We start from the raw sequence: 20,870 nt of genomic DNA, 5'->3' as shown, positions 1-20,870 counted from the left end.
GCTTGGACGAGATTTGCGTTGCGACCTATAGGTTCACGGTTCCGTGCTGCCTGCTTGCAGGGTCACGTCAGAATCCGACAGTTAAGAATGAGCACCGGGATGGTCACCCATATGGAAGACCTCTGCGTCTATGCCGACAGGCCCTTCGCCTTCGTCTCCCGTTACCTGAAGCGGCGGGCCCTTCCCCATCTGGTCATCCTCTGCGCTGTCCTTGGAGCCGTCGCTTTCTCCGTGAGCACGGATTACGCGCTGAAGGGCGTCGTCGATGCCCTGAGCAAGGGGCCGGATGCAGGCCTGATCTGGGGCGCACTGGCCGTCCTCATCGCCTTCATCGCCGCCGACAACATGCTCTGGCGCGTGGCGAGCCTCGTCGGATCCTTCACTTTCGTCGGTGTGACGGGCGATATCCGCCGCGACCTGTTCCGGCACATGACCGGGCATTCGCCGTCCTTCTTCGCCGACCGGCAGCCCGGAACTCTCGCCTCGCGCATCACCGCAACCTCGAACGCGATCTTCACGGTCGAGAACATGTTCGTGTTCAACGTGATGCCACCTTGCGTCGCGGCCTTCCTGTCGATCGTCTATATCGGCACCGTCAACCTCACCATGGCGGGCGTCCTGGCCGGCATCTTCGCCGCCGTCGTCATCCTGATGTTCAAGATGGCGGCTGCGGGAAAGCCGCTCCACCACGACTTCGCGGCCAAAGCCGCGAGCGTGGATGGCGAGATGGTGGATCTCGTCGGCAACATGCCGCTGGTCCGCGCCTTCTCGGCGTTCAAGCGGGAATACAAGCGCTTCGACGGCACCATCGGCGTCGAGATGCGGTCGCGTCGCTCCTCGCTGCTCTACCTCGAGAAGCTTCGGATCGTTCACGCGATCCTCACGGTCTTCGCGGTGCTCGGCCTGCTCTATTGGGCCATCACCATGTGGGAAGCGGGCCAGGCCACGAACGGACAGGTGGTCCTCGTCTGCACCCTCGGCATCCGTATCCTCGCCGCCACGCGCGACCTCGCCGTCGCCTTGGTGGATGCGACCCAGCATACGGCCCGGCTGTCGGAGGCCCTGCATACGCTGCTTCAGCCTCACGATCTGATCGACCATCCCGAAGCGATGCCGCTTTCGGGCACCGGGGCCGAGATCGAGTTCGATCACGTCGCCTTCTCGTATCCCGATGGCCGCGCGGTCTTCACGGATTTCAACGTCAAGATCGAGGCCGGGCAGCGCATCGGTCTCGTGGGCAAGTCGGGTGGCGGTAAATCGACCCTCTTCTCGCTGCTCCAGCGCTTTTACGAGGTCCAGAGCGGGAAGATCCTGCTCAATGGTCAGGACATTAACCGGGTGACGCAGGATTCCCTGCGCGAAGCCATCACGGTGGTGCCCCAGGACGTGTCGATGTTCCACCGGACGCTGCGCGAGAACATCCGCTACGGCCGGCCGGACGCGTCGGACGAGGATGTCTGGAAGGCCGCTGCGGCGGCGCATTGCACCGACTTCATCGAGGCATTGCCGGAGGGCTTCGACACGATCGTGGGCGACCGGGGTGTGAAGCTGTCCGGCGGTCAGCGCCAGCGCATCGCCATCGCCCGCGCCATCCTGAAGGATTCGCCGATCCTGCTGCTCGACGAGGCGACCTCGGCGCTCGACGCCGATTCAGAGGAGGCGATCCGGCACGCCCTGGCCAATCTGATGAAGGGGCGGACCGTCATCGCTATCGCGCACCGTCTCTCGACGCTGAAGGATTTCGACCGGATCGTGGTGCTCGAAGGCGGGCGCGTCATCCAGGACGGTTCGCCGGACAAGCTTACCCACCTCGACGGGTTCTACCGCGAGTTGATGAAGAAGGAATCGATGTCGATGGCGCTCGCCGCCGCTTGACCGATCAGGCGGGTGGCGACACACCGAACCCTTTGATCGCGCGGATGACCGCCGCCGCGCGATAGGGCTTCTGGAAGAACACCGCGCCGCCTACCATCCGGGGCGGGGTGTGAGAGAAGCCGGTGGCGTAGATCACCGGCAGGGCCGGACGGATGTCCCGCGCGGCTTCGGCGAGTTGCCATCCATCCATCGCCCCCGGCAGACGGATGTCCGTGAACAGGATGTCCACCGGGTCGCCACGCTGCAGGATATCGAGGGCGGTTTCTGCGGTGACAGCCGGGATCACGTCATATCCGACCTCTTCGAGATGGGCGGTGATAACGTCGAGAAGCATCACCTCGTCCTCCACGATGAGAATACGGACAGCGGACGCTGGATGGTGCATCGACGGCTCCGTTCGGATGAGACTCGGTTAGGATGCCCATGACGGCCACGTTCGCCGCCACCGGTCGAACCGTTGGCGCTCCCCGAGCGTCGCGGCGGGCCTGACGACCAGCATGAACGACCCGGGTGGAATCGGGAATCACCACAGCGTGGTCCGGCATCGAAGTGCCAGACCGCAACCGTGTTTCGCTACTCGACGACGAGCTTGTAGCTTTGGCCCGCCCGGATGACGGCACCCCGCTCCAGCTCGTTGAGGACGAGGAAGCGGTCGAGGGGACGATCGGGCACCACCATCCTGCGCGCCATCTCGTCGGCCGTATCGGCCGGCCCGGCGACGACGACCTGGATGCGCAGCGGGCGCAGGGACTTCACTTCGTCGGGGCCGACGCCGGACAGGCTCTCCGTCCAGCGACGGAACGCGCCATCGGGATCCGTGCTGCCCTTGGCGGCCATGATCATGCGGAAGGTTGTCTCCCCGACCCGGACAGCGGCGAGGCGGAAGGTCCAGTCCTTGCCGCGCGACATCGCCGTGACTGCGGAGTTGCCGGCGATCATCCGGTTCTCCACCGAACTCGCCTCGATGCTGTCGCTCCAGGTTGCGCGCAGCACCTCCTCCAGGCTCTGGCCGACATGGCTTTCGACCTGATCAAACAGAAGGCGACGGCTCCCCTCCCCGGTGGCGCCGAGGACGGCGTTCCGCGTGTTCTCGATCGTGAATCCCTCCGGTACCTCGAAGGCGATGCCGAGGCTCGGATGGAGGAAGCGGCGGCCCTTGACGATCCCGTCGCCCGGATTGTCGCCATAGGCGATGCCGTCGATGGCCGCGAGGTAGCGGGCACGCTCATCGACGCCGAGGCCGGGCGCGCCGATCAGGCGGGCGGCACGGGTGACGAGGTTGATCCGCTCGCTGGTACCGGGATGGGTAGCGAGCATGTCGGGCTCGCCGGCCATGCCCGTCCCGGTCTTCATGTTGGTGGTGCGATTGAGCGAGTTGAGGAACCGGCCCGCACCGAACGGATCGTAGCCGGCCCGCGCCAGGGTTCGGACACCGATCCCGTCCGCCTCGAGCTCCTGATCGCGGGAGAACCGGGCCAGGGCGAATTTCGACTGGTTCTGCAATTGGGCGCCGGTGGCCGGATCGTTGAGCACGTCGGCGACGACCCGGCTTACCAACTGCGAGCGCAGGGCCAGTTCGGTGCGCGCCGTGGCATGGCGCAGGGTGACGTGGGCGATCTCATGCGCCAGCACGGCGGCGATCTCGGACGTATCGCTGGCCAGCGCCAGCAACCCCCTCGTCACGTAGAGCCGGCCATTGGGCAGGGCGAAAGCATTGATGACCGGCGAGTCGAGAAGCGTGACCGCGTAGGTCTCCTCCGGACGGTCGGTGGCCTTCACCAGACGGTCGGTCACCTCCGTCAGCAGGCGCAGAGCCGCCGGCGAACGGTATTCCCCCCCGAAGGAAGCCACGAGCTTGGCATGGTCGGCATCCGAGGCAGTCCGCTCCCGGCCCGTGGTGCGGGGTGCCTCCACCGGGACCTTGATCGCGGCCGGCTGCAACAGGGCGCCGGTCTGGTCGGCGCCGCAGCCCACCAACAGCGGCAGGATGAGCGTCGACATGAGCAGGCCGCTTCGGCCAGCCCAGATTCCGCGATGTCGAGTGTGCCCCCCGCTCATTCCGTTCAGCGCCGAAGCGCCCGCTCCTCATCCAAAACTTCGATCATGTCTGCGCTTGCGATGTCGAGGGTGGGTCCGCGCCAAGACTCGACGACACCGCGAACGCGGACGAGGCGCCCGCGTAGCGTCGCCGCACTCAGACCACGTTCACGCAACTGGCGCCAAGTGCGCTTCGACACGGTGACCGTCAAGCCATCTTCACCCCGCTTGGCGAAATCCACGTAGGTCCGGGCCGACCGCTCGCCGACATTCACGACCCTCCCTTGCGCCACGATGAAACGACCGGTCGCTTCGCGCAACGCGCCACCCTCTCGGCCCTCACGCACGCCCGTGCGCCAAAGCCCCCTCGCCGCTCCGCGAGCCTCGGTTTCGAGGCTCAGCAGCGCCGGTCTGCACAGCGTGTCGCGTTCGCCGGCATCCACATAGGCAAGTCCCTCCGCGATCAGCCCACCGGCAAGGTCCACCGCCTCGTCGAGAACGGCCGCATCGACCTGCGCGCGTCCCCAACGGTCGGCCTCGCCGCGCGGCACGAGCTCCAGCGGACGGTCTCGATGCCGGAGAAGCCAGGCACGGGCCGCGCCATCATCTTCCACCGGCCAGCGAATGCCGCCCAGAATCGCGCGACTGCCCGATGCCAGGATCAACTCGCCGCGCTCGCCGACTCCCGTGAGCGCATCCTGTCGCGTCGAACCGGCCCGGCATTCAGGGACGACGAAGCGCGTCGCCTCGGCCTGCGCCGAACCGGCCAGGACCAGCGCGAAGTTCGCCCATCCAAGGATGCGTCCGATCCTCACGTGCTGAACCCTCACACCGCCCGGCTCCGAACCGCCCGCCATTGTGGGGCGTCGCGGTGCAGCAAAACAAGGAAGCGATCGATGGCGACGAGCGGTTTGCCCCGTTCTGCGGCCGGTTGGCCACACCGGTAGAGCTCTCGGAACCCGCGCTCGGCGTGAACGCGACAGCGCCGCCATGCCGTCTCTTGATTACCGTCCCGGCGGTTCCCAGCTTACGTAAATCGGCTGCGGGCCCCTCTGGCGGATGCGCGTTGACGCCTTCCGTGATGTCGGAGCCGATGCTTTCCTGCGTCTCGCAAAGCATCGACGGTCCCACATGGTCGACTTTCTCTTCATCGAATGGCTCGGCAAGCCTGTCTGGATGTGGCTCGGGTTCCACGCCCTGGTCGCCGGGCTGCTTGCCTTCGACCTCGGTCTGCTACATCGGGACAAGGACCACGAGATCGGGGTGAAGGAGAGCCTCCTTCTCACCGCGTTCTATTTCAGCCTCGGCCTCGCCTTCGGCGGTTGGATCTGGTGGTATTTCGGGGCACAGCCCGCTCAGGAATACGTGGCCGGCCTCGTGGTCGAGAAGTCGCTGTCCATGGACAACGTCTTCGTCATTGCGGTCATTCTCACCTCCCTGGGTATTCCCCGCGCGGCGCAGCACCGCGTTCTCGTCTGGGGCATTCTCGCCGCGGTGGTCCTGCGCGGGCTGATGATCGGGCTCGGCGCCGCGCTCGTGCACCAAGCCGCCTGGGTCCTGTCGTTCTTTGCTGCCTTCCTGATTTTCGCCGGGCTGAAGATGCTGTTCGGCAAGGAGGAAGAGGCCGGCGACATTCAGGACAACGCCATGGTTCGGGTGCTGCGCAAGGTGATGCGCATCACACCGGAGATGCACGGCCAACGCTTCGTCGTTCGGAAGCCGGATCCGCAGAGCGGCAAGTCCGTCCTCTGGTTCACCCCCCTTGCGCTCGGCCTGATCCTCGTGAACGGCGCGGACGTGATCTTTGCCGTCGATAGTGTCCCGGCGATTTTCGCGATCACCACCGATACGTTCGTCGTCTACACCTCCAACATCTTCGCGATTCTCGGCCTGCGCGCGCTCTACTTCGCTCTGGCGGCCATGGTCGATCGCTTCGCCTATCTGAAGACCGCGCTGGCGTTCATCCTCATCTTCATCGGGACGAAAATCGTGGTGGCCGACACGTTCGACCTCGTTCATGTACCGCCATGGGTGTCGCTTGTCGTGACGCTGGTGCTGCTGGCGGGCGGCGTCGCTTACAGCCTGTGGCGCACGCGGGACGCAGCCAAGGATGTAGCGAAGGACGAGAACAGGGACGCCGTGTCGCAACGCGCCTGAGAGCCGTCTTGAAGTTCGTCACCGGCACCTGTGCCGGTGACGTCACCGATGACTGCGAGGTTAACCGGTCTTCAAACTATGGGGCCGGACCGCTCACGTGCAGCGACGGATGCGGCGTCGAGCAATCACCGCGACGGTAATGCGGCCAGCAAGTCGCGCAAGGTCGTGATCGTCGAGGCATCGGCGACTCCATCCACGCGCGCCTGACGAAATCTGCGCTGAAATGCCGTGACGACCGCCTTGGTTCGACGATCGAAAACTCCGGTCACGGGTATGTCGTAGCCGTAGAGTGCGAACATGGCCTGGAGCGCTTCGATCGGCTGTCCGGTATCGCCCTCCGCGAAGAAGCGCCCGTCGCGGATGGGTGACGCCGGCACGTGATGTCCGATTCCGGCCGCGGCCAGTCGGTGCCAGGGAAAATGCTCGCCTGGATCTTCCTTGCGTTCCGGCGCCACGTCCGAATGGCAGAGGACGTGCCACGGTGCGATGTTCCAACGGGTAACGAGATCCTGGGACAATGCGATCACCGCGTCGATCTGCTCGGGCGGATAGGGCGGTAATCCGCCGACATGCCCGCCATTGACGATCTCGATGCCGATGGAGCGCGAGTTGATGTCTCGCTCGATTCCCGTCGTGGCGCGGCCCCATGTACCGGCCCCAGCGTGCCAGGCGCGGCGTGATTCCGGAACCATCTGGATCACCCGGCCATCTTCCAGGACCACGTAATGCGCCGAGACCTCGGAGATCGGGTTAGCGAGGCGCTGCAATGCGGCAGCCGCACTCTCCATTCCGGTATAGTGCAGGACCAGCATGGTCGGCGGCCCGTGGCGGCGCTCCCCGTGGTTGGGCGATGGCATCACACTGGTCGCCACCGGGCTTTCCGGTTTGGGCTTCATGCGGCAGTTCCTCCGTTCCGCCTCAACGCAAACGCCGCTCGGCGGCGATCCGGTCATAAGCGGCGTTGATCGCCGCGAGCCTTTCGGTCGCGATCGTCACGGCTTCGGGGGGGACGCCTCGAGCGATGGCGCGATCGGGATGGTTCTCCATCACCAGGGCGCGATGCCGGGCCTTCACCTCGGCGTCGCTCGCCTCATGGTCTAGATCGAGGACCAGATACGGATCGTCGGCGAGTCGTACATGCCGTGCCGCAATGCGTCGGAAGGCGACATCGTCGAAGCCGAAGGTCTCGGCCACGGCACGCAGGTAGCGCTCCTCTGCTTCATGGATCGCACCATCGGCCTTCGCGATGTGGAACAGGCCGTCGAGGACATCCTCCAGCAAAGCCGGTTCGTCGCGAAACGCCGTCGCCATCTGTCGCGCATAGGCCTCGAACCCGGCCGAGGTGCCCTTGGCGAGGTCGAACAGCCGTTGGACGCCAGGCCGCTCCCGCTCGCTGACCTGGATGACCTTGGCGAAGGCCTCGACCTCGGAAGGCGTCACCACGCCGTCCGATTTCGCCATCTTGGCGGCCAGCGCCACGAGGCCGGTGGTGAAGACGACATCCCTCGGCGTCGCGCCGAAGATCGCACCCTCCCGATCCACCAGGAAGTGACCGGCGACCCCGCCGACCAGACCGCCGATCGGTCCACCGATGGCCAGTCCGATTCCGGCGCCGCCGAGCTTGCCCCAGATCCCGACGGTCATGCGGAACCGCCTTGATGGGCGTGGAGGGCGAATTCGAGGGGCGAAACGAGAAAAGCGTGAGACAGCATCGGCATCGCAGAGGATCGTCGGCCGGTCATTCGCCGGCGCAGACCCGCATACGGCAAATGCCCCCGGCCCGTCTTGTCTCCACGTCATGAAAAAGGGCCGAGGCATGCGCCTCGACCCCGATGTTCTTCCCGTATGGAAAGATCTCAGCGGCAGTACACGTCGCCGTAGGCGTCGCGATAGGTGCCGTAGGGGCAGCGCGGGGCTGTGCCGGCGCCGATGATCGCGCCGCTGGCGCCACCGATGGCCGCACCGGCAAGAGCGCCGCCGGCCCGACCGGTGGCTGCACCGCCGATGGCAGCACCGGCCAAAGCGCCGAGGCCGGCGCCGCCGAGTGCACGATCCTGCGGCGTATTGCAGGCGCCGAGGGAGAGGGCGAGAGCCCCGGCGAGGGTAGCGGCAATGAGCTTCTTCATGGTCCCGAGACTCCCTTGTGCGTTTTCTGGCCCGGCTTATCGCCGTGGTGACCTTGCGCAACGTAGCTTAGCCATTCCTTTCGTGGAATGCACGTGATGGGGGAACGGTTCCGGCCAAGCTTTCCGTTCCGGCGAAAAACCCGTTAGTGATGCACGCCAGACACCTTGGGCCGCCCTCGCCGGATGCCCAGATGAGTTTAAACCGTTCGAGGAAGCCATGCTGCGAGCCACCGCCATCGTCCGCAAAGCCGCCATCCGCCCCGATTCCGTTGCCGATAGCGTCACGCTCGATCACGATGGTCGCCAGGGGGCGGCTGCGATCCTCAACGGCGCGGGTGGCTTGAGCTTCACCCTCGCCTTGTCGAAGCCGGCGCCCGTCGAGGACGGCGATGCCTTTCGTCTCGAAGATGGACGCTTGGTGACGATTCGCGCCGCGGCCGAACCGTTGCTCGAAGTGCGCGCCGAGAATCCGGCGCGCTTGATGCGGCTTTCCTGGCAGCTCGGCGGCAGTCACGTCCCGGCGGAGATCGGCGCCGACGTGCTCTATATTCCCGCGACTCCGGCGAATGCGGAACTCGTCCGTGGCCAGGGCTGCGCCGCGAACCCGGTCTCACGGGCTTTCAAGCCCGAGCGCGAGGCCCACGACCATAGTCAGTGCGGGCACGATCACCATCACGATCATTCTCATGCGCACGACCATTCGCATGCGCACGATCATCGTCATGACCATGCAGATCACGGGCACGCGCACGCTCATGGGAATGACGGCCACGCTCATGTGCATGGGCCGGATTGCAAGCACGATCATTAATTGGAACAGCCGAGGCAGACGTCAATCCGGCAAAGCCGGAGCCAGTCTCTTTGATGCGGACATGATGAAACCTGACGATATCCGCTTCTCGGTCGCGCCGATGATGGATGGTGCCAACTGAGGGAAAAAACGGAATAAACAGCAATGGCTTGCGCGAGATCCGCCGCGAGACGTACCATTTTTGTACCAAATCGCGGCGGTGAGAAAAAGTCGGTAATCGGAACACGGGTCGGCCCAAATTTATGACTCAGGCGACCCGGCGAACTGCCCCGGCGCGGTAGCTGACGAGCCGGTGATGCCCCTTCCACACGCGGCCATCGTCGAGCCGAACCGCAAGCCATCCTTTGGGCGCCACGGCGCGGCCCTGGATCTCCGAGACGGGCTTGAGGTCGATCACGACGCCAGGGTGTGAGCCGAAGTCGCCGACCTCGACGCGATCGAGGATGGCGAGAGAGGCGAAGCGGTTGCGGGTCATAGGTGGGTCTCCGTTGCCGATGACGTTAAATAGACCGATTAAATCGGGTGTGTCAACGGATATCCGCCGTTACTTCCATCATATCAGTCGCATGTCACGTCGGAACCGTCGATCGACGGAAGCGTTGCCGGATCTCCGAAACAGGGAGGTTCCATGTCTATTCAAGTTGCTTCGCTCTCAATGGGAGAAACCGCGTTAGCGGATATGCTCGTTATGGTGATGAAGATCCTCGTTCAGAATCCCGAGCACGCGAAAGTGCTACGGGAGGCCATCGATCATCACGCGAGCGCCTACGCCGTGAGCGGCGAGAACCCGGCTGGGTTCGTTGTATTCGACCATATCCGCAAGCAAGTGCCCGCGCTCCGCGGCGACGAGTAAGCGCAAAAAGACCCGCCTGAGCAGGCTCGGGCGGGCAAGGCGGTGCGGGTGTCGAGCCCGACGGGAGGTAGGCGCTTCCCGACTCCTATCCAGCGGATCTATCAGGCTGATCGGAGGCCACCGTTGCCGGGCTCGACAGGGACACTTTCAGCCGATTGAGCCCGCCGCGGGAGGCTGATCAGGTATCCCCAAAGATCCGAGATCCGGGCACTTGAAGGCGCCTCTGTCGCGAAATATGGATCGGACATGAGAACGATCGCTCGCGCCTCCGTTGCTTGTTTGGCCGCCTTCGGCCTTCACCTTTCCACCGCCTACGCAGGCGACTTCGTGCCATCCGGCAACCGAGGCGTTCTGAAGTCGAGTTTCATCGGATGCGGGAAGCTCGACGACCTCACGAAGGTTGCGCGTCTAATGGACGAAGATGACCGAGAGGCGCTTTCAAAGTTCGTCATGCGGAGCACGAACACTTGCCGGGTTGTCGAAGCCAGGACGACGGGCGTCGTCGAAAGTAACTCGGCATGGTCGTCCGCGACATGCTTACGGCCGAAGGGTGAGCCCGATTGCATTTGGCTCCCGATGGGACTCGTCGTCGCTCCGTAAGCGTCAGACCACGGACTTAAGAGCCCGCCAAGCTTTTGCCCCGCGCCGAAAAATTTGAGAAAAGGACTCAGCGGATGATACGCTTCGGCCGGATGGCTCGGTTTACCGTTGGCGTCTATGTATTCACCAGCTTCGCTCCAATGCCTGCACAAGCCGAACAAACAAAAACGCCAGCGATAGTCACTAAGATGCTGATGGATATAGAAAAGATTGGCGTATTTGCTGGCGCCGATCTTAAGCCTGCGAGCGTTGATTGCGTCCCCGTTGGAAAAGGTACGGCTTGCCTTGCTTCTTATGGGAGCGGAACGGCATTAACTATTGCAACAAAATCGCGTGAGATCGTCGCAAAACAATGGGTTATCACGAAGAGCACTAGCGTCACGGGGGATCAGGCGAAGGCAATGCTTGCCTTCATGATCGCCAACAATATCGTGCCGGACGAATGGAAGCGCGTGACTTCGCTTGGCGGCGATTGCCTCCGTGCGCCAAAAGCTGACGCGCAAACCCACGCGGTCAAATCAACGCGCGGCTCGACAGTTATCAGCTTCGAGCCGACCGGAACGGGATGCGTGGCGCAGAACGCCGATTAAGCCGCGGCGGCGAGATCCGTCGAGAGATTGACGCGATGCCGGCCGATCTCGCCGCGCTCGCGGTGGAACGTCAGGGCGTTGAGCGCGTGGCCTGAACGATAGCCGCCACCGTGGGCGTGCGCGTCCTTCGCCGCGATCGTGTTGAAGCTCTCGACGCGGACCGGGCCGATCTCGCAAGCGGTCTCGTGGTGAATGTGGCCAAAGAACATATGCTTATGCTTCGTCGCGCCCCAATCCTCGGCGCGGTCGGTCGCCATCATCATCGCCATCCGATCGGGCTTCATCGTGTGGCCGTGGGTCGCTCCGAGAAGCACGCTCCCCCACCGATGATAGAAGACGAGGCTCGGGTCTTCGTCGATCGTGATGCGCTCGTTCTGCTCATAGAAGAGCGAGAGGGCGGCCGTGAGCGCCGCGGTAGCGTCAGGGTCATGATTGCCGGGAAGGAACCGCACGACGACGCGCTCGTGCTTCTGAGCTGCCATCTCGATCATATCCATCGCGAGCCGGATGCCGGCCCGGAGTACCTTCGGCCATCGGCCGTCGACGTCGAGGATATGGCCCGACCGAGGCGTCATATTCTTCTGGTCGTTCATGTGGAAGAAGTCGCCGAGCCCGAGGATCAAGCCCGTCCGACTCGGCCGAGACTGCGCGATAAGCTCGCCGGCCATCTCGCGCGCGCGCGCGACGGCGATCTTGAGGTCGTAGCTTTCGCCGGTCTCGCGTCCCCACGAGTGCATCCCGATATGCAGATCGGGCAACGGGTAGAGCGTAAGAACGTCGTCGTCGGCCGCGACCGGCGCCGGGATCAGCGGCGCAACGCCCTGGTACTCCGCGAAGGCCGCCTTCACCGCGTCGAGAACCGACTCGGTCTTCCCGACGGCCGACGTCTTCACCCACTTCCCGACGACTCGGTTCTCCGGGTCGACGAAGGCCGAGATCCCCTTGACCTCGTGCCCGGCCGGGATCTTGAAGACCTCGCCGGGCTCGCGGGTTTGCTTCACCCACGCGCCGCCCGGTTCCTTGCTGGCGATCGACTTGATCGCGAAGCCGGGAATGACCGGGTCGAAGCCGGCAAGGCCGCGCTCGGCCGCACGCTTCAGGCGGTTGCGGAAGGCGTTTCGCGAGAGGCCGGACGCGCGAACGGCCGCCAGTTCCGAATCGTGCTGCCGGCGAAGCTCGACGGCGGCGCTCAGGATCTCGTCGCTCAGAAGGTTCGCGCTCATTTAACCTCTCGGCCTTGCGCCAGTTTGGTCGTCACGGTGTCTTCCTCGCGGGTGAGCTTCGCGAGAGCATCCTCGATCTCGCCCATCCGGCGGGCAAAGATCGGCTTGGCGGAATCCGGCGCCTTGTCGACCGTGCGCGTGAGGGCCGTCTTCTCGTTCCGAAGAAGCGCACGCTGAGATGTAATGTCTCGAAGCTGGCCTTCGAGAATCGTCACCTTCACGTCCGCGACGGCGCTGACGACCGTCGAGATTTTCCCATCGACGTAGGCGACTGTTGCGGGCAACGGCAGGCCGAGCGCGATGTAAGCGCTCCCGACGGCGGTAACGGCACCGAGCGCTTTCGCGACGGTGCCGCCGAAGCCGAGGATCGTATCCAGAGAGAACATTGCTCGGCCCCTTACCCGATGCGGCCGTTACGCGGCCGGCTTCTTCACGCCGCGGAGTAGGCCCGCAGCGAGAGTCGCGACGCCGACGATCACGCTCGTTGCCGTGACTGCGGTCGACGGGTCGGAAAGGAACAAGCCGAGTGCGGGATAACCGCAAGCGTTAGCGATCCCGCCAGCTGCCGCCATGACGCCGACGACGACGCCGGGGGTTGCGAGGAACTTCATCTTACAGACTCCAAAGGTGCGCCGGATACCGCCGACGCTCGGAACGCTGAGCCGAGCCGGCTAGACGCGCGCCGCCTGGACGTGCATCCAATCCATGTTCTTCGCCCGGCCGAGGGAGACCCAACCTTCGGCCTCCCAAATCTTCCAGAACTCGACGGCGTCGGGCTGCGCCAAGCGCGCCTTGTCCCGGCCCCACGCGAGTTGATTTCGCTCGGGGTCGAAGTCGATCGCGATGCCCCACGAGTGCATCGAGTAAGACGAGCCGCCACGCATTTTGCGGACGTTCAGGCACCCGCCGAAGAGATCGAGACCGAGCTTCTTCCGGGCCGCCTCGTCGTATGCAGAGGCGATGTTCGCGAACGCACGCGCCGCGCTGTCATGCACCTTCTCGTGCAACGTGATCTTGCGGACGGTGACGCCCTTGTCCCACGCAAGACGCATCGCGAACGGAAGCACGAGCGAGGTCTGATGCAGACCGACGCCCCCGAAGAACGTCATGCAGTCGCGCTGAAGAGGCCAAGGGCCACCGACTTTCGACGGCGGGAATGTCGGCAGATCCGCGCCACGAACGGGAGCCTTCTGTCCGGTCAGAGCCGCTTTGGTGAGCGGTCCGACACGACCATCAACGGCCAACCCCGAGTCGGCCTGAAACGCCTTGATCGCGTGTTCGGTGGCGGGGCCTGCCTTGCCATCGACGCCGAACTTGCCAATATCATAGCCTAACGCTTTAAGCGCCGCTTGGATCTCTGCAGTCTTCATTCTGGCCTCTTTGTTCTGAGGCCAGTTTTTCAAAGTCGCTGATCTTTGGCGGGACCGTTTTGGTCGCCCTCACTTGTCATCTATTCGTCAGAACCGCCGGAACCTTCAGAGCCGCCTTCGCTTCCCACGCTTTCGGCCGTGAGCGACGTCTTATAACCGGCGGAGTCTATAGAATGCGCAACGGTCTTAAGGTTGAAGAGGCCGTCCACATCTGGATCGTGATCGATGACGTCGAGCCGCGCTCCCGCGAAGATCTCAGGCCAGCCGGGTCGCGTGTCGGAGAACGAGACCTTCCCGCGCGTGAGCGCGCTCAACTGCGCCTCGGCCGCGCGCTCGGCTTCCTCTTGGGTCTTATAGAGCTTCCGGTCGCGGAACCGCGGCGTACCCGAGCCCTTGACGACCGACTCGCGCTCTCCGGTTTCCGTATTCTGCCACGCGGCCGACGCGCTCTTGTATGATCCACGCTCTGAGCCGGTCGCCGTCCAATCGGATTCGCCGATCTCATAGCAAGGGAAGACCGGCGCGGCGCCGCCGCTCGGGAGAGAGCCCGACCCGGCAAGGTTCATAATCAGCCGCCGATCGGCGACCTTGAAGTTCCCGCCGACGCGCTTGGCGAGCCGAGTCAAAAAATTGATGTCCGACTCGGTCGACTGATCGATATGGCCGATTTTGAACGACTTCAGGGTCGGGTGAACGATCGACGTCAGGCCGTTCTTCCCCGCGATCTGCTCAACGATCTCGCCGACGGTCTTGTCGTGGTAGGACCGCGACTTCGGCGATTTGATCTCGGTCGTCAGGCCCGCCGCCTTGGCAGAGACGAGCAGGGTTCGCGGCCGACCGCTCTTCGTCCAACTCTCGACCTCGTAATTCCCCATATAGACGAGGCCCGTCTCGGCGTACCCGAGCCAAATTTGCATCTTCGCGCCCTTCTTCGGCGCGGGGATCTGGCGGCGGTTGTCGAGTCGAAGTTCGGCCGCGTCCGATTTGATGCCTTCGTTATCCGTGACGGTGAGCCCGAGCAGCGGACCGCCTGACAGGAAGCCACGCGTGAGCACTGAGCCGCCGCCTTCGAGCGGCAGGCCGAAGGGCGCGGGGATGAGATTGGCCGTGATGTCCCGGCCGTCGAGCACGATGCGGGCGGCGGGCGTCACGACCAAATCCTCGGCACGTCCCGCACGACCTTCTTCGTCGGCGTTGCCGGAAGCTTCACGACGATTCCGGCGGGAAGGATCGGACCGAGGGCGGCGAGTCCGGGGTTCAGCGTAAGGATCTGCTCGGTCACGCCGTCGGTCGCTTTCCGCCGCCGCATGGCGACGATGTCGACGGTGTCGCCCTCGATCGTCGTCTCGGTTTCGGTCGTCATGCGTACTTCTTCAGTTCAAGCCGGAACTCGATCTTCAGCGGAGCACCGTCCGGCATGAAGACGGTTTTCCCCTCCGTCACGCCCTCGATCGCCCAGTCGCCGTAGTACCAGCCCGTTCCGTCGACGAGCACGAGCGGCACGCCGAGACCGGCTTGCGCGCGCATGGCGTCGAGTTGCCGAAGGCCGCCGCGATAGTGCGGGTGAAGGATGCCCGAGATCGCGACCTGGTCGACACCTGGTCCGATGTACTGAAGGGCCGGCGCGGCGCCGATCACTTCCTGCTCGGCCCACCGCCAGCGCGTCGAGCGCTCGAAGGCTTGGAAGCCTCCGTTCGCGACCGAAAAGCGATAGGCCCCGAGTGCCATTAGTACGTTACCGATCATATCAGTCGCTCAGAAGCCCGCGTTGCTCGGATTCCAGTTGCGCGAAGATCCGCATGACCTCGCGCCGCACGCTCGCGCCGATGTCGTGCCCCTCGGCAGAGTTCGCTTCGACCTTGACCGAAACCGACTTGTCTCCGAGATGGATCGTCTTCGAGGTAGCTGCGCCGCCGACCGCCTTCGCCATGGCCTCGGGCCGGGGCGCAATCGCCCTCCCCTCGCCTTCGGCCGGAACCCGACCGACCTCCGCGAGGCGACTCGTTGCCCCGTCCGTCGAGATCTGTCCGGCCGGCGCCGGACGGCCGATCGCGGCGAAGCCGTTTGCGGTCTCAGTCGCCGCCGCCTGTCCTGTGATCGCCGGCTGACCGACCTCGGCAAGACGGTTCAGGGTGCGGTTCGTCGTGATCTGTCCGGTCGCGCCGGGCGTGAAGATCTCAGGCCCCTTCTCGCCGACGAGGTAGGACAGGCCGCGGTTCACCGGACCGCCAGCCGCACGGGCGCCCGCGAGCTTGATCGAGGGAGTCGGCACGGTGACGCCGCCGATCTTCGAAGCCGGCGAAGAGCCCTTGCCCGCCGGCACCGAAGCGCCGTCCTTTTCGAGCGTGCGGAGCGTGTTGTTCGTCTCGATCCAGCCGGTAGCTCCCGGCCGGAAGATCTCAGGCCCCTTCTCGCCGACGAGGTAGGTCTTCCCGCGCGATACCGAGCCGCCGAGAGCGCGCGCGCCGTCGATCTTGACCTTCGCCGAAGGCGACTCGGTCAGTGCCCGCGCAACCTTGACGGCCGCGCCGTCGCCGGGCCGGGATGCTTCCGAGGACGGAAGAGTCGCCGAGACCTTCGACACGACGGCGGCGGGCTTCGCTACTTCAGCGACCGCGCTCTTTGGAGCCTCGGCAACCGCGGCCTTCGGAGCGTCCACGGCGGGCTTCCCCGCGTCGGCGATGGCGCTCTTCGGCGCTTCGGTGTGAAGGCGCCGGAACCAGTCGTTCGCATAGCCACCGCGGACGCGCTTGTTGAGGCCGCGGTCCTTCGGGCGCTCATAGTGATCGACATGGATGGCGGCGGCCTCGCCGGGCGTGCGAGCGTTCTGAGCGAGAGTCCACGCGCGCCGAGCGCCCGTGTCCGGCCCCTTCGTCATCTCCCAATAGGCGGCTTCGAGTTGCTGGCGATGGGTCGCGCCGATGACGTTGAGCCCCATGCCGGCCAAGATCTGCCGACGACGCGGCCCCTGCCACATCATTGAGCCGTAGGCCGCGCCGCGGTCTCCGTAACCGTGAGCCTTGAAGTTGTTCTCCCCCTGCTCGGAGCCGACGAAGCCCGCCGCCGCCGCCGGGCTCAAGCCCTTCTCGCGCCAGAAGTCGAAGGACTCCTTCGCGCCGGCCGTCAGATCGGCGCGCGCTCCGAAGGATCGGCCGCCGCTCTGATCGGCGACGGTACGCAACGCACCATCCCCAACCGACGCAGTCCGACGGGCCGCGGAAGCTGCCGCACGCCCAACGTCCGCCGAGGCGACCGAGGCGCCCGAACCGACCGCCGCCGCGCTCGCGCGCCCAACGCTCGCCGCCGCGCCCGAGCCGACCGCGTCGCCAGAGCCGGACGAGCCGGCGCCCGAGCCTGACGCCTCGCCTTCGCCGGTCTTCAGCGAAATCGTGCTCGCTCCCACGGCAGACAGAACGGATCGAAGCGTGTTCGCCTTCGTGATGGCGGCATCGAGCGACGCGGTGTCGACGACCGGGCGGGTCGTCGTGTCGAGCGATGCATGAAGCTGCCGCCCGGTCTTCGTGGCGGTGTTGCCGGCCGCCTCGATCTGAGAAGCGTCAACCTTGATCTCGAAGGGCTTCGCCCCTTCGGCGCCCGACGGCGAGCCCGCGGCGGCGACTGCCGAAGCGCCGGACTGCCCGAGGGAGCGGAGCGTATTGCTCGTTTCGATCCAACCGTTCGCGCCGGGCCGGAAGAGTTCCGGGCCGTTCTCGCCGACGAGGTAGGTTCCGCCGCCCTTGACCGGGCCGCCGAGGGCGCGAGCACCATCCACGCGAGGCGCGGGCGCGGACGACGAGCCGCCGCCCGTCGAGGGCGCAGATCCCCCGCCGAGGCCGATGGCGCCCTTCGCACGTTCCCACGCGGCCGAGACCGCGCCCGAAAGTGCCGCCGCCAGTGAGCCGGCCGCGTTCTTGATCCCTTCGACGATCTTGGCGATCAGCGAGGTTCCGGCGGCCATCCAGTCGAAGTTGACGAGCGCGTCGTAACCTTGCTTCGCGAGAGCCGTGGTCGCGCTGGCGAACTCGGTCCCGAGCGCGATGATTTTCGCGGGAAGCTTCGAGAGCGAATTGACGACGGCCGCCGCGCCCGCACCGGCTTGCTCGCCCCACGACGCCCACTTCTTCCCGCTCTCGTCGATCGGGCCGAGAAGCTTGTTGAGCCAGTCCCACGCTTGCTTGAGCCAGCCCGTCACCTTCTCGATCGAGCCCGCGGCTTCCGGCCCGAGCGCCTTCATGAAGGACTCGCCGAACGACGTGAAGAACGTGCCGAGGCCGCTCAGGTTGTTATAGACCCAAAGGCCGAGTGCGGTCAGGGCGGTGACGATCGCGGCAACCGCGATGCCAACGGGCGTGATGAGCGCCGCCACGCCCACGAAGGCGCCGCGGAGAAGCATGAGCGGCGCGGCGAGCAGCGCACGGCCGAGCGCGGCCACGGTGCCCGCCAAGGCCAGAAGAACGCCGCGAGCGCCGCCAACCGCTCCGAGAACGATCAAGCCGGCCGCGAACGCCCGGAGGCGAGCAATCGCCGCGACCGTCGTGACGGCGACGATGGCGCGAAGGCCGGATGCAATTGCCACGAGGCGGGTCGCGAGACCGAGCGTCGACGCGGTGCCGAGTAGGAGCAGCGACTTCGCGAGCAAGCCGACAACCCGAACGGTTGCGCCGCCGAAGATGAGGAACGGGCCGAGAGCGATGGCCGCGAGGCCGACCGCCGCACCGAAGCGGAGAAGGGTCGGGTTCGATTTGCTCAGGCCGTCGAGCGCATTCGTGATCGCCTTCACGCCCTTCGCGATATCGGGGAAGGCCGCACGCCCGAGCGTGACCGCGAACTTCTCGACGGCCGCGCCAAGCTCATAAACCGGCCCGACGATGCCCTTCAGGACGACGCCATACCGAGATTGCGCGTAGCCATCCGACTCGGTTTGGATGCCCTTCAGAAGCTCCCCGAGATCCGACTGCAGCACCGCCATGTATCGAGACACGTGGCGGCCTTCGAGGATCGTCGCCACGTCGCCGAGGCTGGCCTCGCCGCGATCGAGCTTCGCCTTCAAGTCGGTGAAGAACTTGGTGAGGTTGACGCTAGAGCCGGCCGCCGTGATCGATTCCTGAACGCTTTGGGCGATGGCCGATGCGTCGACGGCGCTTCCCGACTTCGTCAGAGCGCTCTGAACGAGCTTCGTCACTCTCTCGGCGAGCTTGACCGGCGAGTTCGCGAGAGCCTTGTCCTTCAGCAAGCCGTCGAATGCGCCTTTGAGCGATGACGCGTCGATGCCGTCAGCCTGAAGGCCGGCAATGATGTTCTGAGACGTCACCTTCCGATCGCCGCCGACATAGTCGGACCGCTTCATACCGATGCGTTCCATCGCGCCGAGCGCCTTCGGCGGCGTCTTGACGAGACGAACGATCGCGGACCGCATCGCGACGCCCGCGTCCGACCCAACCGAGCCGTTCTTCGCGAACGCCATGGCGAACGCGGTCGCCTCGTCGAAATTGATGCCCGCGGCCGACGCCGCGCCGCCGACGTAGCGATACATTTCGCCCATATCTTTGAGCGACGCCGTCGTCTTGACGGCCGCATACGTCATCCGGTCGGAGACCTGTTGCGAAGACTTCATTGCCTCGGCGTAGGTCTTCATCGGCATTTGGAACGAATTGATCGTCCGCGCCATCATGTTGCCGACCTCGGCCGGCGCCATTTCGCCGAGCACGGCGGTCGCAAGCGTCTGATCGATCGCGCCTTGCATTTGCTCGAAGTTGAAGCCGCCCTTCAGCATTTCGTTGCCGGTCTTAATGATCTCGGCAAGAGTCTGAGGATACTTCTCGTTCAGCTTGGCGGCTTGCGCTTCGAACTGTTTGCGCTGCTCGCCGCTGGCGTCGCCGAGCGCTTCGAGCATGTTGCCGGCCTTCTCAAACTCGAAGGCCATCTTGCCAGCGCCGAGCGCCAGAAGCCCGGTCGGCGCGGAAATGCTGGCGGTCGTCGAGCGACCGGCGGCGCCCATCCGCTTGCCGAAGTTGTCGACGCCCTTGCCAACCGTCGAGAACGACTTGGCGACGTCCGCGTTCATGGCGGAAACGCGCCGACCGAGGCCCGCAAGCCGCCGTTCGGCTGAAGTGATGGCGCCCGAAAATGACGGAAGGATGCTTCCGCCGATGTTGACGAAGACGCTAAACGCTTTAGCCACGGCGGTTCCCGTCACCCTTTCGCCGCCGCCGCATTCACGGCCCGGCGATAATCAATGGCGTCTCTGAGCCAGTCTTCGAGTTCGCCGACCTCCATTTCGAGGACGTCGGCGAACGTCATTGCACCGTGCGTCAAATCGAAGAGCGCTATCGCGGCTCGTCGAAGCTCCCTCAGTCCGACTGACGCCCCGTGAAAGCCTTGTGCTGCTCGCCGAGCTTGTTGGCGTCGACCTCGTCGAGTTCTTCGATCACGTCGGGCGAGACGTTGCAGAGCTTCGCCATCAGGAAGATACCGCGCTCGGCCTCGGAGCCCTTGAACTTGCTGGCGGCGATGCTGTCCTTCGTCTTCGGACGGCGCATCGTCAGTTCCTTGTATTCCATCGCGTCGACGGTCACGGGGAAGTCGAGCTTGATGGTCTTCTCGGAATCGGTGTCGTACTTAGCCATTTTTATTCGTATTCCCGCTGGATTAGGATTGACGCCGGACTAGGCCGGCGCCAGGTTCTCACAGGCCGATGGCGCTGCGAATACTTTCGAGAACGTCGTTGTCGCCGACGATCCGAATGCAGTTGTCAACGTCGATCTCGATAAGACGCTGACCGTCGATCGAAAGCTTGTAATAGCCGGCCGACATGGTGATCTCGTGCTTGCCGTTATCGCCCTCTTTCCACGTTCCCATTTCGGACTCGTCGAAAGAACCGATGAGGTCGACGACGACGGGAAGGGCCGCCTCGCCGTTGCGCTGGATGGCGCCGCGAAGCTGGACGCGGGTCGCCATGGTGTCGCCGAGGGCGACGCAACGGACGATCTCGGGAAGGTACTCGGCGAAGGTCAGCTTCGCTTCGAGGGCTTCCGTTCCCATGTCGAGTTGCTTCGGGGCGTTCATGCCACCGCCGCGGAACTCTTCGCGCTTCACCTTCACGGCGGGAAGCTCGACTTCTTCCACGCGACCGGCCCATCCCTGACCGTTCACGAAGGCGTTGAATGCTCTAAGGTGACGCGGGAGCATGGCCCGTTCTCTCTATTCGATCAGTTGAGGGAAGAACCGC

Annotated in this window: 22 protein-coding genes and 1 pseudogene; 6 read left to right on the top strand and 17 right to left on the bottom strand. The window is 64.9% G+C overall.

Features of this window, described 5'->3' with window-relative positions:
* The first annotated feature begins 111 nt into the window (after positions 1-111).
* Positions 112-1,875, top strand: coding sequence for an ABC transporter ATP-binding protein (locus RQI43_RS18690; protein ID WP_056428957.1), 1,764 nt, complete (start codon positions 112-114; stop codon positions 1,873-1,875).
* A gap of 4 nt (positions 1,876-1,879) precedes the next feature.
* Here RQI43_RS18690 and RQI43_RS18685 read toward each other — a convergent pair whose 3' ends face one another.
* The 3 genes from RQI43_RS18685 to RQI43_RS18675 form a co-directional block, all read right to left on the bottom strand.
* The gene (locus RQI43_RS18685) at positions 1,880-2,260 is read right to left on the bottom strand and encodes a response regulator (RefSeq protein ID WP_311276192.1); all 381 of its coding nucleotides are present in this window, start codon (positions 2,258-2,260) and stop codon (positions 1,880-1,882) included.
* A 188-nt stretch (positions 2,261-2,448) separates the two neighbouring features.
* Entirely contained in the window at positions 2,449-3,876 is a 1,428-nt protein-coding gene (locus RQI43_RS18680; protein WP_311276191.1) for a M48 family metalloprotease, read from the bottom strand.
* A 62-nt stretch (positions 3,877-3,938) separates the two neighbouring features.
* Complete coding sequence (locus tag RQI43_RS18675) at positions 3,939-4,769, bottom strand: DNA-binding protein (RefSeq protein WP_311276190.1); 831 nt, start codon at positions 4,767-4,769, stop codon at positions 3,939-3,941.
* A gap of 274 nt (positions 4,770-5,043) precedes the next feature.
* Between RQI43_RS18675 and RQI43_RS18670 the strand changes: the two genes are divergently transcribed.
* Positions 5,044-6,069, top strand: coding sequence for a TerC family protein (locus RQI43_RS18670; protein WP_311276189.1), 1,026 nt, complete (start codon positions 5,044-5,046; stop codon positions 6,067-6,069).
* A gap of 125 nt (positions 6,070-6,194) precedes the next feature.
* Here the strand turns inward: RQI43_RS18670 and RQI43_RS18665 are convergent, their stop codons facing one another.
* The 3 genes from RQI43_RS18665 to RQI43_RS18655 form a co-directional block, all read right to left on the bottom strand.
* Complete coding sequence (locus RQI43_RS18665) at positions 6,195-6,965, bottom strand: N-acetylmuramoyl-L-alanine amidase (protein WP_311276188.1); 771 nt, start codon at positions 6,963-6,965, stop codon at positions 6,195-6,197.
* Between the two features lie 22 nt (positions 6,966-6,987).
* Positions 6,988-7,713 carry a TerB family tellurite resistance protein gene (locus tag RQI43_RS18660; RefSeq protein ID WP_056428741.1) on the bottom strand — a complete coding sequence of 242 codons (726 nt, stop codon included), beginning with the start codon at positions 7,711-7,713 and terminating at the stop codon, positions 6,988-6,990.
* Positions 7,714-7,925: 212 nt separating this feature from the next.
* Positions 7,926-8,195 carry a hypothetical protein gene (locus RQI43_RS18655; RefSeq protein WP_018042474.1) on the bottom strand — a complete coding sequence of 90 codons (270 nt, stop codon included), beginning with the start codon at positions 8,193-8,195 and terminating at the stop codon, positions 7,926-7,928.
* A 217-nt stretch (positions 8,196-8,412) separates the two neighbouring features.
* Between RQI43_RS18655 and RQI43_RS18650 the strand changes: the two are divergent.
* A pseudogene (locus RQI43_RS18650) lies at positions 8,413-8,841 on the top strand (urease accessory protein UreE); the annotation flags it as partial.
* 40 nt (positions 8,842-8,881) lie between these two features.
* Complete coding sequence (locus RQI43_RS18645; protein ID WP_311276233.1) at positions 8,882-9,127, top strand: hypothetical protein; 246 nt, start codon at positions 8,882-8,884, stop codon at positions 9,125-9,127.
* Positions 9,128-9,253: 126 nt separating this feature from the next.
* On the opposite strand, the gene RQI43_RS18640 is transcribed toward RQI43_RS18645, so the two are convergent.
* Complete coding sequence (locus tag RQI43_RS18640) at positions 9,254-9,481, bottom strand: hypothetical protein (RefSeq protein ID WP_311276187.1); 228 nt, start codon at positions 9,479-9,481, stop codon at positions 9,254-9,256.
* A 153-nt stretch (positions 9,482-9,634) separates the two neighbouring features.
* Between RQI43_RS18640 and RQI43_RS18635 the strand changes: the two genes are divergently transcribed.
* The gene (locus tag RQI43_RS18635; RefSeq protein WP_311276186.1) at positions 9,635-9,859 is read left to right on the top strand and encodes a hypothetical protein; all 225 of its coding nucleotides are present in this window, start codon (positions 9,635-9,637) and stop codon (positions 9,857-9,859) included.
* A 674-nt stretch (positions 9,860-10,533) separates the two neighbouring features.
* The gene (locus RQI43_RS18630) at positions 10,534-11,049 is read left to right on the top strand and encodes a hypothetical protein (protein WP_311276185.1); all 516 of its coding nucleotides are present in this window, start codon (positions 10,534-10,536) and stop codon (positions 11,047-11,049) included.
* Here the strand turns inward: RQI43_RS18630 and RQI43_RS18625 are convergent.
* The 10 genes from RQI43_RS18625 to RQI43_RS18580 form a co-directional block, all read right to left on the bottom strand.
* The gene (locus RQI43_RS18625; protein WP_311276184.1) at positions 11,046-12,272 is read right to left on the bottom strand and encodes a hypothetical protein; all 1,227 of its coding nucleotides are present in this window, start codon (positions 12,270-12,272) and stop codon (positions 11,046-11,048) included. The two genes, RQI43_RS18630 and RQI43_RS18625, sit on opposite strands and share 4 nt — an antisense overlap.
* On the bottom strand, positions 12,269-12,658 hold the full coding sequence (locus RQI43_RS18620) for a hypothetical protein (protein WP_311276183.1): 390 nt from the start codon (positions 12,656-12,658) through the stop codon (positions 12,269-12,271). The genes RQI43_RS18625 and RQI43_RS18620 overlap by 4 nt, the downstream gene beginning before the upstream one ends.
* A 27-nt stretch (positions 12,659-12,685) precedes the next feature.
* Positions 12,686-12,883, bottom strand: a complete 198-nt coding sequence (locus RQI43_RS18615; RefSeq protein WP_311276182.1) for a hypothetical protein — start codon at positions 12,881-12,883, stop codon at positions 12,686-12,688.
* Between the two features lie 60 nt (positions 12,884-12,943).
* On the bottom strand, positions 12,944-13,642 hold the full coding sequence (locus tag RQI43_RS18610) for a peptidoglycan-binding protein (RefSeq protein ID WP_311276181.1): 699 nt from the start codon (positions 13,640-13,642) through the stop codon (positions 12,944-12,946).
* An 80-nt stretch (positions 13,643-13,722) separates the two neighbouring features.
* On the bottom strand, positions 13,723-14,793 hold the full coding sequence (locus RQI43_RS18605; RefSeq protein WP_311276180.1) for a contractile injection system protein, VgrG/Pvc8 family: 1,071 nt from the start codon (positions 14,791-14,793) through the stop codon (positions 13,723-13,725).
* A complete protein-coding gene (locus RQI43_RS18600) occupies positions 14,790-15,005 on the bottom strand; it encodes a tail protein X (protein ID WP_311276179.1) in 216 nt (71 codons plus the stop codon). Before RQI43_RS18600 ends, RQI43_RS18605 begins: the two co-directional genes overlap by 4 nt.
* On the bottom strand, positions 15,002-15,388 hold the full coding sequence (locus RQI43_RS18595) for a phage tail protein (protein WP_311276178.1): 387 nt from the start codon (positions 15,386-15,388) through the stop codon (positions 15,002-15,004). The genes RQI43_RS18600 and RQI43_RS18595 overlap by 4 nt, the downstream gene beginning before the upstream one ends.
* 1 nt (position 15,389) lies before the next feature.
* Positions 15,390-19,706 (bottom strand): phage tail tape measure protein, encoded by a 4,317-nt coding sequence (locus RQI43_RS18590; RefSeq protein WP_311276177.1) that lies wholly within the window; start codon positions 19,704-19,706, stop codon positions 15,390-15,392.
* Positions 19,707-19,992: 286 nt separating this feature from the next.
* Entirely contained in the window at positions 19,993-20,268 is a 276-nt protein-coding gene (locus RQI43_RS18585; protein ID WP_311276176.1) for a phage tail assembly protein, read from the bottom strand.
* 58 nt (positions 20,269-20,326) lie between these two features.
* A complete protein-coding gene (locus RQI43_RS18580) occupies positions 20,327-20,830 on the bottom strand; it encodes a phage major tail tube protein (protein ID WP_311276175.1) in 504 nt (167 codons plus the stop codon).
* Positions 20,831-20,870: the final 40 nt, after the last annotated feature.

The organism is Methylobacterium sp. WCS2018Hpa-22 (genome assembly GCF_031843785.1).
GTDB lineage: Bacteria > Pseudomonadota > Alphaproteobacteria > Rhizobiales > Beijerinckiaceae > Methylobacterium.
The sequence above is the reverse complement of the archived record's forward strand: the minus strand, read 5'-3'. Positions and strand labels throughout refer to the sequence as shown.

Bases quoted from the DNA above. Each gene is read 5' to 3' on its own strand.
- RQI43_RS18690 (WP_056428957.1), top strand. From the start codon at position 112: ATGGAAGACCTCTGCGTCTATGCCGACAGGCCCTTCGCCTTCGTCTCC.
- RQI43_RS18685 (WP_311276192.1), bottom strand. From the start codon at position 2,260: ATGCACCATCCAGCGTCCGCTGTCCGTATTCTCATCGTGGAGGACGAG.
- RQI43_RS18680 (WP_311276191.1), bottom strand. From the start codon at position 3,876: ATGTCGACGCTCATCCTGCCGCTGTTGGTGGGCTGCGGCGCCGACCAG.
- RQI43_RS18675 (WP_311276190.1), bottom strand. From the start codon at position 4,769: ATGGCGGGCGGTTCGGAGCCGGGCGGTGTGAGGGTTCAGCACGTGAGG.
- RQI43_RS18670 (WP_311276189.1), top strand. From the start codon at position 5,044: ATGGTCGACTTTCTCTTCATCGAATGGCTCGGCAAGCCTGTCTGGATG.
- RQI43_RS18665 (WP_311276188.1), bottom strand. From the start codon at position 6,965: ATGAAGCCCAAACCGGAAAGCCCGGTGGCGACCAGTGTGATGCCATCG.
- RQI43_RS18660 (WP_056428741.1), bottom strand. From the start codon at position 7,713: ATGACCGTCGGGATCTGGGGCAAGCTCGGCGGCGCCGGAATCGGACTG.
- RQI43_RS18655 (WP_018042474.1), bottom strand. From the start codon at position 8,195: ATGAAGAAGCTCATTGCCGCTACCCTCGCCGGGGCTCTCGCCCTCTCC.
- RQI43_RS18645 (WP_311276233.1), top strand. From the start codon at position 8,882: ATGCGCACGACCATTCGCATGCGCACGATCATCGTCATGACCATGCAG.
- RQI43_RS18640 (WP_311276187.1), bottom strand. From the start codon at position 9,481: ATGACCCGCAACCGCTTCGCCTCTCTCGCCATCCTCGATCGCGTCGAG.
- RQI43_RS18635 (WP_311276186.1), top strand. From the start codon at position 9,635: ATGTCTATTCAAGTTGCTTCGCTCTCAATGGGAGAAACCGCGTTAGCG.
- RQI43_RS18630 (WP_311276185.1), top strand. From the start codon at position 10,534: ATGATACGCTTCGGCCGGATGGCTCGGTTTACCGTTGGCGTCTATGTA.
- RQI43_RS18625 (WP_311276184.1), bottom strand. From the start codon at position 12,272: ATGAGCGCGAACCTTCTGAGCGACGAGATCCTGAGCGCCGCCGTCGAG.
- RQI43_RS18620 (WP_311276183.1), bottom strand. From the start codon at position 12,658: ATGTTCTCTCTGGATACGATCCTCGGCTTCGGCGGCACCGTCGCGAAA.
- RQI43_RS18615 (WP_311276182.1), bottom strand. From the start codon at position 12,883: ATGAAGTTCCTCGCAACCCCCGGCGTCGTCGTCGGCGTCATGGCGGCA.
- RQI43_RS18610 (WP_311276181.1), bottom strand. From the start codon at position 13,642: ATGAAGACTGCAGAGATCCAAGCGGCGCTTAAAGCGTTAGGCTATGAT.
- RQI43_RS18600 (WP_311276179.1), bottom strand. From the start codon at position 15,005: ATGACGACCGAAACCGAGACGACGATCGAGGGCGACACCGTCGACATC.
- RQI43_RS18595 (WP_311276178.1), bottom strand. From the start codon at position 15,388: ATGATCGGTAACGTACTAATGGCACTCGGGGCCTATCGCTTTTCGGTC.
- RQI43_RS18590 (WP_311276177.1), bottom strand. From the start codon at position 19,706: ATGAACGCGGACGTCGCCAAGTCGTTCTCGACGGTTGGCAAGGGCGTC.
- RQI43_RS18585 (WP_311276176.1), bottom strand. From the start codon at position 20,268: ATGGCTAAGTACGACACCGATTCCGAGAAGACCATCAAGCTCGACTTC.
- RQI43_RS18580 (WP_311276175.1), bottom strand. From the start codon at position 20,830: ATGCTCCCGCGTCACCTTAGAGCATTCAACGCCTTCGTGAACGGTCAG.